This window comes from Rhodococcus indonesiensis, assembly GCF_047782815.1.
GTDB classification, from domain to species: domain Bacteria; phylum Actinomycetota; class Actinomycetes; order Mycobacteriales; family Mycobacteriaceae; genus Rhodococcus; species Rhodococcus indonesiensis.
This window is the reverse complement of the sequence record NZ_CP180630.1, coordinates 475,748-489,173: the sequence shown is the minus strand read 5'-3', so window position 1 is coordinate 489,173 and position 13,426 is coordinate 475,748. Positions and strand designations below refer to the sequence as shown.

Below are 13,426 nucleotides of genomic sequence, written 5' to 3'. Positions count from 1 at the left end.
ACTGCGATGCGGGGCCGAGCGTTGTCGTCCCGTTCGCTCAGGGATTACAGGCACTTGCAGAAGTGGCCCCGAGACAACTTCGACGTAGCTCGGCCGCCGGAATCTCCGTGTCGGAGATCATGTTCATCCGGCAGGCATTCACGTTCCCCCCGCCGTACCATCTTGCGCGGGTGGGGTTCCGGGGGGATACGACATTCGAGGGGTCCGAACGACAGTTCGGGATCTGGACGGCTTCACGCGCAGTTTTCCTCCTTGCATCACGCCCTCATGCAATTTCGGTTCCATCGAGGGGGGTCATGCATTCTCGCCACATCGTCGTCACGTCCGGAAATGCACTTCTGGACGGGCTGGCCACTTCATGCTTCGAGTGCCCCGATCGGATCGCGGTGACCGATCTGCGCTCGTCGTCGCAGCACTCGTTTTCCGGCATCCAGCACGCGGCCGAGTCCGCAGGGACGCACCTGCACCAGTTGGGTGTACGGCCAGGCGACAACGTGGTGGTGACGCTGCCGCTGGGGGTCGAGCTGATCGCGTACTGCTACGGCGCATTCCTGGTGGGAGCAGTCCCCGCGTTCCTCGACCCCAACCAGACCGCGGACACGCTGGCCGCGTGCCTGACCGCCTCGAAGCTCCTGTGTGGGTCTCCGAGCTGCCTTGTCCCGGAGTGGATCTCTACGACGGCATCGTCTGTGCCCCGACGAGTGCCGGCTTCGACATCGATCACCTCGGTACGGTTCTGCCCGACCCGAGTCGGGGCGAAAGGCAGTGGGACATCGCCGATACCGTGTTGTTGCTCTACACCAGCGGAACCACGGGCATCCCCAAGGGTGTGCCGTGGACCTCGCGCGAACTCGCCTCGCAGATGCGCTACTACCGCAGTGACGAGATCTCCTCCGAGTTCTGCCTGTTTCCGCACCTGGCGCTGGTGGCCGTGGCCATGGGCCGACGCGTGGTGTTGCCGGACCTGGCCACCGTTCAACCCGCCCGTCTCGACGTCGCTGCGCTCTACCAGCAGCTGGCCGGCTCGAGCAGCGACTACCTGTTCGCTTCGCCACTGGTGTGGCATCGCCTGATCACCTATACGGATCAGCATCACCTGCCCGCCCCGGCGTTGCGGCGGGTGGCCACCGCGGGTTCGGCCATCGGTGCCCGGCTGGTCGAACGCATGCAGGACAGGCTCGCCCCGGCCGAGGTCGTGGTGCCGCATGCGAGCACTGAAGCGTTGATGCCGATCACCCTGATCGGCGCCGACGAGCACGTATACCGTTCGAAGCTCGGAACCTGGACGGGCAAGGGCACCCCGCTCGGACGGCCGGCCGCGGACATGGACGTCGCTGTCGTCGAACCGCAGCTCGAGGGGCCGTACTTCGACGTAGCGCTCGACGGCCTCCCTGCCGACCGGACCGGAGAGATCGTCGTTTCCGGCGCTCGGGTGAGCACCACCTACTTCCACCGCGACGACATATCGATCCGTCGGGCCTGGTGTGGTACCTGTGTCGTGTAAAGGACGTCGTCGACTCCCGACACGGCCCGATCCATCCCGATGCGCTCGAACAGATGTGGAACATGGTCACCGGGTTCCTGCTCAGCGCAGTGGTGCATCTCGAGGATCTCGACCGCCTGTTCTACGTCTTTCCCCACGACGAGGATCCCCGCGCCGTCGACCTCGACACCATGGCCGCCCTCGCCCAGCGACTGCACTTGCCCCGGCCCACCCCGGTGCACCTGTCCACCGCGCTACCGACCGACCCGCGGCACAACAGCAAGATCGACCGCGGGCAACTGCGCCGCCTCGTCGAGCACCTCGTCGCGACGGAGGGCCTGTGACCACTACTTCCGTCGTCGAGCATCCGGCCGAGATCATCGACACCTACCTGCGCGTGTGTGCCGACGAGGACCGTTTCGTGGCTCAGTCCGTCGCTGCGTTCGACACCGTCGGCCTGAACGGTCCGGTTCTCGACTGTGCCGTCGGCACCGGTTTCGGCACCCTCCGACTGCTCGAGGCCGGCTACTCCCTGGTGTGTTCCGACGGCAGCGTGGACATGCTCCGCCGATTTCGGCTCGACTGCGCCGAGGCCGGTCTGCCCCACGACGCCGAGACGGCTGGAGCGCACGCCGGTCCGCACCTCAGCCAGCTCGTCAGGCTGCTGATATCCCGCCGACCCTCGATGGGTCGACACCTCCATACCCCGGACGCCCCGTCCGCGCTCGGCGACGAGCGGGCAGTCACCGGACGGCGTCCACCGACTCAGGAAATACCATGCGGCCCAGCACCTTTCGCATTTCGTCGAGCAGTGCCGGGTCGGCTCCGGCGAAATGCCGCGCCGACACCTCCTCGCTGAGTCGGCGCGCCTCGTCGCAGAGCTTTCGGCCCTCGTCGGTGGCGACGACGAGCTTGTTGCGCCGGTCTCCCGGATCAGCAGTACGGGCGACGAGATTCCGGCTCTCGAGTTCGTCGACGATCGCGACGATCTGACTGGGGTCGAGCCCCATGTCCGCGGCGATGCGGCGCTGCGCCACACCGGCAGGTTCGTCGCATGCGAGGGAGAGCACCGTATAGGGGCGCACCCGCAGCCCGAGTGGGGCGAGGGCCTCGTTCACCGATCGCACCACCATCGCACTGGCACGCGTCAGCAGAAATCCCAGGTCGTCCTCGAGGACGCGTCGACGTTCCATTCCGGCAGCCTTTCGTCTCGACCCTCAGGGTATCAGTTCCTCAATCGTTGACATTTTCAATAGTAGATGTTCCCATGTGATTGGGAGTACATCGGTTCGAGCAACGGAGGATCTCGTGGACCTCAGCAACAAAGTCGCCGTCGTCACCGGTAGCGGACAGGGCCTCGGCCTTGCCTACGCCACCGAGCTGGCACGTCACGGCGCCGCGGTCGTGATCAACGACGTCGACCAGGGCACCGCCGATGCCGCCGTCGCGACGATCACCGCCGCGGGTGGACGCGCCGTCGCCGTCGTCGCCCCGGTCGGGCCGACCGAGACGGCGAAGCAGCTCGTCGCCGCCGCGGTCGAGCACTTCGGCCGCCTCGACGTGATGGTGACCAACGCCGGCATCCTGCGCGACAAGGTGCTGTGGAAGATGACCGACGACGACTTCGACGCCGTGATCGACGTGCACCTGCGCGGCACGTTCACGTGCGTGCGCGAGGCCGTGCTGCGCTTCCGTGAGCAGGGCGACGGCGGCCGCATCATCGCCATCGGTTCCCCGGCCGGGCAGCGCGGCAACTTCGGGCAGACCAACTACTCCGGCGCCAAGGCCGCCGTGGTCGGGATGGTCCGCACCTGGGCGATGGAACTGCAGCGCGCCGGGATCACCGCCAACGCCGTGTGCCCCGTCGCCGTCACCGCGATGACCGAGACCGTGCCGATCTTCGCGCCCTACATCGAGCAGATGAAGCAGACCGGTGAGCTACCCGCGGTGATCCGCCGCGAGGTCGGCATGGGCACCCCGCAGGACGTCGCCGGCCTGATCGCCTTCCTCGCCTCCGACGACGCCGCCGACATCACCGGGCAGGCGTTCTCCGTCGGCGGCGACCGCCTGGCGCTGTGGTCGCACCCGCAGCTGACCGCCACCGCCTTCCACGACAGCGGCTTCTCCGCCGACGACGTGGCCGCGCAGTGGCCCATCGTGTTCGCCGACCGCGTCGAGTCCGTCGGCGAGGAATTCCCCGAGGAGGTGCTCGCCAAGTGAGCCGCTACGAATACGGGATCGACTTCGAGGCGATCGAGGCGATCGACATCCACACCCACGTCGAGATCGACGGCTGCGGACACCGCTCCATGGACGACGAGCTGATGGCGGCCTCGGAGAAGTACTTCAAGTCCGGCGAGGAACGCACCCCCACCATCGACTCCATCGCCGAGCACTACCGGCAACGCAACATGGCCGCCGTCGTGTTCACCGTCGATGCCCAGTCCGCCACGGGTCACGCCCCCAACTCGGTCGAGGAGATCGCCGAGCTCGCCGCCACCCACAACGACGTGCTCATCCCCTTCGGCTCCGTCGACCCGCTGCAGGGCAAGGCCGCTGTGAAACGGGCGCGCCGCCTGATCGACGAGTACGGCGTCAAAGGCTTCAAGTTCCACCCCAGCATGCAGGGCTTCGAGCCGAACGACCGGCAGTTCTACCCCCTCTACGAGGCTCTCGTCGAGGCCGGCGTGCCCGCCCTGTTCCACACCGGCCAGACCGGTATCGGCGCCGGGCTGCCCGGCGGGCACGGCATCAAGCTGCGCTACTCCGACCCCATGCTGCTCGACGACGTCGCCGCCGACTTCCCCGACCTGACCATCGTCATGGCCCACCCCGCGGTACCGTGGGTCGACGCGCAGATCTCCATCGCCACCCACAAGGCCAACGTCTACATCGACCTCTCCGGCTGGTCCCCGAAGTACTTCCCGCCGCAACTGGTCAAGGCCGCCAACACGATGCTGCGCCACAAGGTGCTGTTCGGCTCCGACTTCCCCGTCATCCAAGTGGATCGATGGCGCAACGATTTCGCCACTCTCGACATCAAACCCGAGATCGCCCCGATGATCTTCAAGCAGAACGCACTGCGCGTTCTCGGCATCAAGCGCTGAGCACAGGAGGCCCCATGACCATCCCCGCCACCTCCACCACCCACGTCGCCACCCTGGCCGACCTCGAGGCATTCGTCGGGCAACCGCTCGGCGTCAGCTCGTGGATGGCGATCGAGCAGGACCGGATCCAGACCTTCGCCGACGCCACCGACGACCATCAGTGGATCCACCTCGACGTCGAGCGGGCGAAGAAGGAGAGCCCCTTCGGTGGGCCCATCGCCCACGGCTACCTGACGCTCTCCCTGATCATCCCGATGTGGAGCGAGGTCCTGAAGGTCGACAGTGTCACTATGGCCGTCAACTACGGCCTGAACAAGGTCCGCTTCACCAATCCCGTGCCCGCCGGTGGCAAGGTCCGCCTCGACGCCACGCTGAAGTCGCTCGAGAAGCTGCCGAAGGGCGGCGTGCAGATCACGATCGACGGCATGATCGAGCTCGAGGGCAGCGAGCGGCCCGCCGTCGTCGTCGAGGCGGTCTACCGCATGTTCGAGTAGCAGCCGCCGCCTGCAACCGAGCGAATGTGCCCTTCTGTCGGCTGAAGGGCACATTCGCTCGTTCCAGGCCGACTCACGGCCGGACGAACGCGGGCAGCAGCGTCTGCGCGACCCGTTCGTTCCAGTCGGCGGCGATGCCACCGCTGCGGGCCCGTTCCGCGAAATAGGCGCCGACGATGCAGTCGAGGAAGGTCTCGACGTCGAGGTCGGTCCGCACGGTCCCCCGGTCGATGTGGCGCCGCACGACCTCCGTCAAGGTGCTGCGGTGGCGCACGAGTACCGAGCGGATGAGACCGGTGAACGCGGGATCCGCATCGGTCACCAGCGCGGCGAGACCGCCGAAGCCGACGCCCCCCTCGACCGAACGCAGGGACTGCTCGGCCAGCCACGTCAGCACCTGCTGCGCGGTGGCATCCGGCGCGGGAGGCGACGGTTGCGCGATCGGCTCCATCACCGCGGTGAGCATCTCGTCCCGGTCGCGGTAGCGGCGGTAGATGGTGGTGCGGGCCATGCCCGTGTGTGCGGCCACGGCCTCGATCGTCACCGCCTTGGGCCCCTTGCGACGCAGCAGCTCGAGCACGGCGTCGGCGATGCGTTCCTCCGGCGTGGCAGTGCCCTCACCGACCGCAGTGCCTTCACCCGACCGCATGCCTCACTCCGTCCGCCGTCCCGACTTCGACGATCATCCTACAACAGCGCTACACTCTCTGTAGCTACGCAACATGTAGCGATTCGAAGAGAGGTGCGCACATGAAGATCTCGAACTCGTTCGCCGGAGCGATCGCCCTGATCCTGGGCATCGTCACCATGACCGCGTCGGTGTGGTTCGACACCACCGCCGTCGGCTCCGGCGTCACTCTCGGACTGGGGGCCATCGCCGCGATCTACGCCCTGTGGTCGCTGATCGCCCGTGATCCCACCAAGGATCACTGGTCCCTGTCCGTCGTCGGCCTGATCCTGTTCATCTCGCCCTGGATCGGACAGTTCGCCGGCGACGGAGCAGCCTGGACCGCGTGGATCGCGGGCGCGCTCATCATGCTCGTCGGCAGCAGCGCGTACCTCGCCGACGAGTCCGCCGACGTCACGGCGTCGACCCGGGAGCAGGAACGCCGCGCCTACGCATCGACGGCCCCCTGAGAAGACTTACCGAGAACGCCCACCGAGAACGCCGAAGGGGAGGTTGCCGGCGACGTGTCGCGGCAACCTCCCCTTCGGGAGTCCGAAGAACCTACACCAGCAGTTCGGCGATCTGAATGGTGTTGAGGGCAGCGCCCTTCCGCAGGTTGTCTCCCGAGACGAACAGCGCGAGTCCGCGGCCGTCCGGCACGCCCGGGTCCTGCCGGACCCGGCCCACCAGCGACGGATCCTGGCCGGCGGCCTGCAGCGGCGTCGGAACGTCCACGAGGCGCACGCCGGGGGCGTTCGCGAGCAGTTCCTTCGCGCGCTCCACCGACAGCGGGCGTTCGAACTCGGCGTTGATCGACAGCGAGTGGCCGGTGATCACCGGCACACGCACGCAGGTACCCGAGACCAGCAGATCCGGCAGCCCGAGGATCTTGCGGGACTCGTTGCGCAGCTTCTGGTCCTCGTCGGTCTCGCCACTGCCGTCCTCGACGAGCGAACCCGCGAGCGGCAGGACGTTGAATGCGATCGGCGCGACGTACTTGTCCGGGGCCGGGAAGTCGACGGCGCTGCCGTCGTGCACGAGCTTCTCGGCGTCGCCGATGACGGCGCGGGCCTGACCGAGCAGTTCCTCGACGCCGGCGATGCCGCTGCCGGAGACCGCCTGGTAGCTCGAGACGATCAGCCGCTGCAGGCCGGCCTCGTCGTGCAGCACCTTCAGGACCGGCATCGCGGCCATGGTGGTGCAGTTCGGGTTGGCGATGATGCCCTTCGGCGGGTTCTTCGCCTCCTGCGGGTTGACCTCGCTCACGACGAGAGGCACCTCGGGGTCCTTGCGCCAGGCCGAGGAGTTGTCGACCACGACCGCCCCGGCGGCGGCGAACCGCGGCGCCTGGGCACGCGAGAGCGTCGCACCGGCGGAGAACAGGGCGATGTCGATGCCCTTCAGGTCCTCGTCGGAGGTCGCCGCGGCGTCCTCCACGACGATCTCCTCACCGCGGAACGGCAGCTTCTTGCCGGCCGAGCGGGCCGAGGCGAAGAACCGCACCTTGTCGGCGGGAAAGTTGCGCTCCTCGAGCAGGGTGCGCATGACGATGCCGACCTGGCCGGTGGCACCTACGACTGCGATGGTGGTCATGATCTACCGTCCCGTTCCGGCGTGGACGACGGCTTCCTCGTCACCACCGAGTTCGAAAGCGGCGTGCAGGGCGCGCACCGCGTCGTCGAGTTCGGTGTCGTCGACGAGCACCGAGATGCGGATCTCCGAGGTCGAGATGAGATCGATGTTGATGCCCGCGTCCGCGAGAGCCTCGCAGAACTTCGCCGTGACGCCCGGATGGCTCTTCATGCCGGCACCGACGAGCGAGACCTTGCCGATGTGGTCGTCGAACAGCACCTGGGTGAAGCCGATCTCCTCCTGCTGCTTGCTCAGCAGCTCCACGGCACGCGGGCCGTCGCTCTTCGGCAGGGTGAAGGTGATGTCGGTCTTGCCGGTCTCCACCTTGGAGATGTTCTGCAACACCATGTCGATGTTGATCTCGGCCTCGGCGACGGCGCGGAACACCTTCGCGGCGTAGCCGGGAGTGTCGGGCAGGCCGACGACGGTGACCTTGGCCTCGCCGCGATCGTGCGCGACGCCGGTGATCAGAGCCTCTTCCACGGGGATGTCCTCCATCGATCCGGACACGATGGTGCCGGGCTTGGTGGTGTACGACGAACGAACGTGCACGGGCACGTTGTAGCGGCGGGCATACTCGACGCAGCGCAGCATGAGCACCTTCGCGCCGCAGGCCGCGAGCTCGAGCATCTCCTCGAACGAGACCTTCTCGAGCCGCTGCGCGTCCTTGACGATGCGCGGGTCGGCGGTGAAGACGCCGTCGACGTCGGTGTAGATCTCGCAGACATCGGCGTCCAGTGCCGCGGCCAGGGCGACGGCGGTGGTGTCGGACCCGCCGCGGCCGAGGGTGGTGATGTCCTTGCTGTCCTGGCTCACGCCCTGGAAACCGGCGACGAGGACGATGCTGCCCTCGTCGAGCGCGGTCCGGACGCGGCCGGGGGTGACGTCGATGATCTTCGCGTTGCCGTGGCTGCCCGTCGTGATCACGCCGGCCTGGGAGCCGGTGAACGAGCGTGCCTCGGCGCCGAGCGAGTGGATCGCCATTGCGACCAGGGCGTTGGAGATGCGCTCACCGGAGGTGAGGAGCATGTCCATCTCACGCGCCGGCGGGGCGGGGCACACCTGCTGAGCGAGGTCGAGCAGCTCGTCGGTCGTGTCGCCCATCGCCGACACGACCACGACGACGTCGTTGCCCGCCTTCTTGGTCTCGACGATCCGCTCAGCGACGCGCCGGATCCGTTCGGCCGTCGCGACCGAGGATCCTCCGTACTTCTGGACGACGAGTGCCACGCTGGCGAACCTCCGGGGTCTTGGGTGCAAGTCCAGGGGACCAGCTTACCGATGCGGCCCGGAGGGATGCGGCCCGACCTGCCCCGGCACCCGGCAGCCGTCCGATCCCTGCCTGCGGCGAGGGCCGGAACCGTCGGGCGTGACAGCGGCCTCGGGCGGTGACAGCATCTCCTGGCGTGAGCATCGGCAGGCGCCTCCAGGTCCGAGCGGTGGACGAACGTTCCTCCGCCTCCCCCATCGAGTTGTTCTTCGATCTCGTGTTCGTCTTCGCTTTGACCCGGGTCACCGACCTCATGGCGGTGGACACCAGCAGCGTCGACGTGCTGCGCGCCGCCCTCGTCATGGCGGTGCTGTGGTGGGTGTGGGTCGGCTACTCGTGGCTGGGCAATCTCGCCCGGGCCGACGAGGGGCTCATGCGAGTGGTGATGTTCGCCGCGATGGGGGCCGTGTTCGTCGTCGCCCTGACGATTCCCGAGGCGTTCGACGACATGCCGGGTGGCCTCGACGGACCGGTGATCTTCGCGGTCGGCTACTTCACCGTGCGCCTGATCCACCTGTCGACGTTCCTCGTCCTGAGCCGGGACGATCCGCAGCTGCGGCGGCAGGTGCTCCGGTTCCTTCCGAGCATGCTGGCGGGAACGGCGTTCCTGCTGATCGCCTCGCAGCTGTCCGGACCTGCGCAGACGGTGCTGTGGATCCTCGCCCTGGCGGGCGACTACCTCGGCACCCTGGCCGGGGGCACCGGATGGCGGCTGCGCTCGGTGAGCCACTTCGCGGAGCGGCACGGACTCATGGTGATCGTCGCCCTCGGTGAGTCGATCGTCTCGATCGGGATCGGCGTCGCGGCATTGCCGATCTCCTGGGCGATCATCGTCGCGTCGCTGCTGGGTCTGTCCGTCTCGGCGCTGCTGTGGTGGGCGTATTTCGACGTCACGTCCCTGGCCGTCGAGAAGGCCTTCGACGCGGCGACCGGGACTCGGCTGATCCGGATCGCCCAGCGTTGCTACAGCTACGCCCACCTCCCGATGGTGATCGGAATCGTCATGCTCTCGCTGGGCCTGAAGAAGATCCTCGCCTACGTCGGGGACGGGAACCATCATCGGCTCACCGATCCCCTCCAGGGCTGGCCGCTGGCCGGCCTGTACGGCGGGGCCGCGCTCTATCTCCTCGCCCTGGTGTTCTTCCGCGCCTACGCGGATGGCCGCGTCGAGGTTCCCCGGGCGGCGACGGCGGTCGTCCTGCTCGCACTCCTTCCCGTGGTGGGGCACGTCCCGGCGCTGGCGACCCTCGGCATCCTGGTGGCGGCGCTGCTCGTCCTCATCGGGTACGAGACCGTCCGTTATGCCGAGCCGCGCGAGACGATCCGTCACGGGGGCTGAGCCCGGACGGGCGGCTCATCCCCCGATGGTCGTGCGCAGCAGCATCACGTTGTAGTCGTTCCAGCGGGACGCGACGAAGTAGAGGTCGTTGCCGCTGGACCACGGGTGGATGTACGGCGCGTACCGGCCGCTGATCCGATCGCTGGTGACGAGCACGCGCGGCGCGCTCCACGGGCCCTCCGGCCGCGCGCTCGTGCGCATCTCGATCCGGCCGCCTTCCTCGTTGCCGTAGAGGAGGACGACCGTGCTGCCGGTCCAGTGGACCGACATCTCGCCGATCGGGCCGTCGACGACGGGCACCGCCGCATCGATTCCGCCGAGCACCCAGCCGGTGCCGGTCCAGAACTCGTAAGCGCCGAGGTCACGGATCTGCGCCTCGGGCACGCGGGAGACGTAGGCCGGTCCGAAGCGGCCGTTGGGCGTGCCGAAGTCGTAGACGTATCCCTCGTGCTTCACATACGCGTGCTGCTGGAACCCGGCATTGCCGACGGCCAGCTGCTGGACGCCGGGCACCTCCACGGGTGTTGATCCGCGCGGTGGCCGGGTCGACGGTCCACGTTTCACCGTTGTCGGTCGAGTACGCGAGGGCGGAGGCGTTGGTCCACCATTCTCCCGGGTCGCCCCAGGCGCGTACCGACATGAAGTTGATGTACTGGGTGCCGCCGACGGCAACGGCGGCGGTGGGCACGACGGTGGTCTCGACGCCGTCGATGCCGATGCTGCCGAGGATCTCCCGGGCGAAGTTCGGGTCGGAGGCGAGCACCGGCGCACCGGAATAGCGATCGCCGGGATGGGGGTCGGGTACGGCGATGCCGTCCGACAGATCGGTGTCCGCGCTGCGCATGAGGATGTTGCGGCGCCATTCGTCGCCCTCGACCGAGCAGTCGCCGAAGGTGTCGCCGAAGGCCATGAGCACCTGGCGGCCGGGGCCGGTTTCACCGTTGTCCCACATGATTCCCAGGTCGGTACCCGAGACGGAGAACCGGGTGCCGGTCCGGTTCGGGCTGCGCGGCCCGGTGACCCAGGCGACGGTGCGGGTGGGACCGGAGGTGAGCGTCGGAAGGGGTCCCTGTGGTGTCCCGGCACCGGGGTTGCTGCTGCCGAAACCGCTGCTTCCGGGTCCGGAATTCCCGCAGGGTTCGGCGTGAGCGGTGGCGGCGAACGGCACCGCGCAGCCGAGCGCCAGCAGCAGCGCGGAGGAGAACGTCGTCGCCGACCGGACCGCGCTCATGGACTCTCCTCCCGTCCGGATGACCGGATCGCATCTTCCGCAGGACTTCTGTGACAGGTGATGCTCATGTGACGAATGAGGTCAACGTATTGGATCGGCACGGACCGCGACGAGGCCCTCCGTATCGATCCCGTCACGTTCGCGCGAGCCGGGCTGCCGGGGGCCGGTCGTGGAACCTCCCACCTCCGGGTGGGCTCCGGCGGGGCCGACGAGTACACTGCCTGGCATGCAGCGCGCGCTTCTCCTCGGCCGCCGCGGCGGGATCTGACCAGACCGGCTTCCCGTCGCGGGGTGTTGTCGCGCCGGTCGTATCCTCATCCGGACTCACCGGTCCCCATTTTTTGGAGCTACGTCATGTCACCCGCCGACGCATTCACCTCCGGCTCGCGCACGATCACGCCGCCGAGCAAGCCCGCTCCCGCCGATCAGCCGGGGTGGAACAAGCAGAAGAACTCTTCGATGCCGACCTACCGGTACCGGCCGTTCGCCGAGGAGGTCGAGCCGGTCACGCTGCCCGACCGCACCTGGCCGGACAAGATCATCGACCGGGCACCCGCCTGGTGCGCCGTGGACCTGCGTGACGGCAATCAGGCGCTCATCGACCCCATGAGCCCCGCCCGCAAGCGGCGCATGTTCGACCTGCTGGTACGCATGGGCTACAAGGAGATCGAGGTCGGCTTCCCGTCGGCGAGCCAGACCGACTTCGACTTCGTCCGGGAGATCATCGAGGACAACGCGATTCCCGACGACGTCACCATTCAGGTGCTGACGCAGGCCCGTCCCGAACTGATCAAGCGCACCTTCGAGGCGTGCGCAGGGGCTCACACGGCCATCGTCCACTTCTACAACTCGACGTCGATCCTGCAGCGCCGCGTGGTGTTCCGGGCGGACAAGGACACGGTCAAGAAGATCGCCACCGACGCGGCCGAGCTGGTGCTCGAAGAGGCGAAGAACCACCCCGACACGAACTGGCGGTGGGAGTACTCCCCCGAGTCGTACACCGGCACGGAACTGTCGTATGCCAAGGAGGTGTGCGACGCGGTCGTCGACACCCTGGGCGCGACCCCCGAGAACCCGGTGATCATCAACCTGCCGGCCACGGTCGAGATGGCCACGCCGAACGTCTACGCCGACTCGATCGAGTGGATGCACCGCAACCTGGCCAAGCGCGACTCGATCATCCTGTCGCTGCACCCGCACAACGACCGCGGCACCGGCGTCGCGGCCGCCGAACTGGGCTACCAGGCCGGCGCCGACCGCATCGAGGGCTGCCTGTTCGGCAACGGCGAGCGCACCGGCAACGTGTGCCTGGTGACCCTGGGCCTGAACATGTTCAGCCGGGGCGTGGATCCGCAGATCGACTTCTCCGACATCGACGAGATCCGCCGCACCGTCGAGTACTGCAACCAGCTGCCCGTGCCCGAGCGGCACCCCTACGGCGGCGACCTGGTCTACACCGCCTTCTCCGGCAGCCACCAGGACGCCATCAACAAGGGCATGGACATGATGAAGGCCGACGCCGACGCCGCGGGCACCGACGTCGACGACCTGACCTGGGCGGTGCCGTACCTGCCCATCGACCCGAAGGACGTGGGCCGCAGCTACGAGGCCGTGATCCGGGTCAACTCGCAGTCCGGCAAGGGCGGCGTGGCGTACATCATGAAGCACGACCACGGCCTGAACCTGCCGCGGCGGCTGCAGATCGAGTTCTCGCAGGCGGTGCAGCGGGTCACCGACGGTGAGGGCGGCGAGGTCAGCCCCAAGGAGATGTGGGACATCTTCCACGAGGAGTACCTGGCTCCGACCACTCCGCTCGAGCGGATGCGGCAGAAGGTCACGGCGGCCGAGACCGACGACGGCACCGACACCGTCACCGCGGTCGTGAAGTACCACGGCAAGGAGCAGGAGATCACCGGGTCCGGCAACGGGCCGCTCGCGGCCTTCGTCGACGCCCTGGAATCCCTGGGCTACCAGGTGGCCGTCCGCGGCTACGCCGAGCACGCCATGTCGGCCGGCGACGACGCGCTCGCCGCCGCGTACGTCGAGGCGGACGTGACCCGGCCCGACGGCGTCACAGCTCTGGTCTGGGGCGCCGGAATCGCACCGTCCATCACGACGGCCTCGCTGCGCGCGGTGGTGTCGGCGGTGAACCGGGCGCACTGAGCCTTTCGAGTCCCACGAACGCCTGTCGATTCGGCAGGAA

The 13,426-nt window shown here is 68.0% G+C and carries 12 protein-coding genes and 2 pseudogenes; 9 read left to right on the top strand and 5 right to left on the bottom strand.

Annotation, left to right across the window (positions count from 1 at the left end):
* Positions 1–119: 119 nt before the first annotated feature.
* The 3 genes and pseudogenes from ACM26Y_RS02295 to ACM26Y_RS02285 form a co-directional block, all read left to right on the top strand.
* Positions 120–569 (top strand): annotated as a pseudogene (locus tag ACM26Y_RS02295) (AMP-binding protein); the annotation flags it as partial.
* A gap of 41 nt (positions 570–610) precedes the next feature.
* On the top strand, positions 611–1,504 hold the full coding sequence (locus tag ACM26Y_RS02290; RefSeq protein WP_416062545.1) for an AMP-binding protein: 894 nt from the start codon (positions 611–613) through the stop codon (positions 1,502–1,504).
* A gap of 53 nt (positions 1,505–1,557) precedes the next feature.
* On the top strand, positions 1,558–1,827 hold the full coding sequence (locus ACM26Y_RS02285) for a hypothetical protein (RefSeq protein ID WP_416062544.1): 270 nt from the start codon (positions 1,558–1,560) through the stop codon (positions 1,825–1,827).
* Positions 1,828–2,226: 399 nt separating this feature from the next.
* On the opposite strand, the gene ACM26Y_RS02280 is transcribed toward ACM26Y_RS02285, so the two are convergent.
* Positions 2,227–2,676: a MarR family winged helix-turn-helix transcriptional regulator gene (locus tag ACM26Y_RS02280; protein WP_416062543.1), complete on the bottom strand. Its 450-nt coding sequence runs from the start codon at positions 2,674–2,676 to the stop codon at positions 2,227–2,229.
* A gap of 115 nt (positions 2,677–2,791) precedes the next feature.
* Here ACM26Y_RS02280 and couN point away from each other — a divergent pair, with 115 nt between their 5' ends.
* Genes couN through couM form a run of 3 tightly spaced genes read left to right on the top strand, consistent with a single transcriptional unit; the run spans position 2,792 to position 5,084 of the window.
* Entirely contained in the window at positions 2,792–3,703 is a 912-nt protein-coding gene (gene couN / locus ACM26Y_RS02275; RefSeq protein WP_416062542.1) for a 4-hydroxyphenyl-beta-hydroxyacyl-CoA dehydrogenase, read from the top strand.
* The gene (gene couO, locus ACM26Y_RS02270; protein WP_003935345.1) at positions 3,700–4,590 is read left to right on the top strand and encodes a 4-hydroxyphenyl-beta-ketoacyl-CoA hydrolase; all 891 of its coding nucleotides are present in this window, start codon (positions 3,700–3,702) and stop codon (positions 4,588–4,590) included. Before couN ends, couO begins: the two co-directional genes overlap by 4 nt.
* Positions 4,591–4,604: 14 nt before the next feature.
* Positions 4,605–5,084, top strand: a complete 480-nt coding sequence (couM, locus tag ACM26Y_RS02265; protein WP_054373299.1) for a p-hydroxycinnamoyl-CoA hydratase — start codon at positions 4,605–4,607, stop codon at positions 5,082–5,084.
* A gap of 73 nt (positions 5,085–5,157) precedes the next feature.
* Here the strand turns inward: couM and ACM26Y_RS02260 are convergent, their stop codons facing one another.
* Positions 5,158–5,733, bottom strand: coding sequence for a TetR/AcrR family transcriptional regulator (locus tag ACM26Y_RS02260; RefSeq protein WP_054373300.1), 576 nt, complete (start codon positions 5,731–5,733; stop codon positions 5,158–5,160).
* 101 nt (positions 5,734–5,834) lie between these two features.
* On the opposite strand from ACM26Y_RS02260, the gene ACM26Y_RS02255 reads away from it, so the two are divergent.
* Complete coding sequence (locus tag ACM26Y_RS02255) at positions 5,835–6,221, top strand: SPW repeat domain-containing protein (protein ID WP_003935348.1); 387 nt, start codon at positions 5,835–5,837, stop codon at positions 6,219–6,221.
* Between the two features lie 91 nt (positions 6,222–6,312).
* On the opposite strand, the gene ACM26Y_RS02250 is transcribed toward ACM26Y_RS02255, so the two are convergent.
* Entirely contained in the window at positions 6,313–7,344 is a 1,032-nt protein-coding gene (locus tag ACM26Y_RS02250) for an aspartate-semialdehyde dehydrogenase (RefSeq protein WP_416062541.1), read from the bottom strand.
* Positions 7,345–7,347: 3 nt separating this feature from the next.
* Positions 7,348–8,613, bottom strand: a complete 1,266-nt coding sequence (locus tag ACM26Y_RS02245) for an aspartate kinase (RefSeq protein ID WP_003935350.1) — start codon at positions 8,611–8,613, stop codon at positions 7,348–7,350.
* 209 nt (positions 8,614–8,822) lie between these two features.
* Between ACM26Y_RS02245 and ACM26Y_RS02240 the strand changes: the two genes are divergently transcribed.
* Positions 8,823–9,992, top strand: coding sequence for a low temperature requirement protein A (locus tag ACM26Y_RS02240; RefSeq protein ID WP_416062540.1), 1,170 nt, complete (start codon positions 8,823–8,825; stop codon positions 9,990–9,992).
* A 15-nt stretch (positions 9,993–10,007) separates the two neighbouring features.
* On the opposite strand, the pseudogene ACM26Y_RS02235 reads toward ACM26Y_RS02240, so the two are convergent.
* Positions 10,008–11,223: pseudogene (locus ACM26Y_RS02235) on the bottom strand (DUF4185 domain-containing protein).
* 354 nt (positions 11,224–11,577) lie between these two features.
* Here ACM26Y_RS02235 and leuA point away from each other — a divergent pair.
* The gene (gene leuA, locus ACM26Y_RS02230) at positions 11,578–13,386 is read left to right on the top strand and encodes a 2-isopropylmalate synthase (protein WP_003935353.1); all 1,809 of its coding nucleotides are present in this window, start codon (positions 11,578–11,580) and stop codon (positions 13,384–13,386) included.
* The last annotated feature ends 40 nt before the right edge of the window (positions 13,387–13,426 follow it).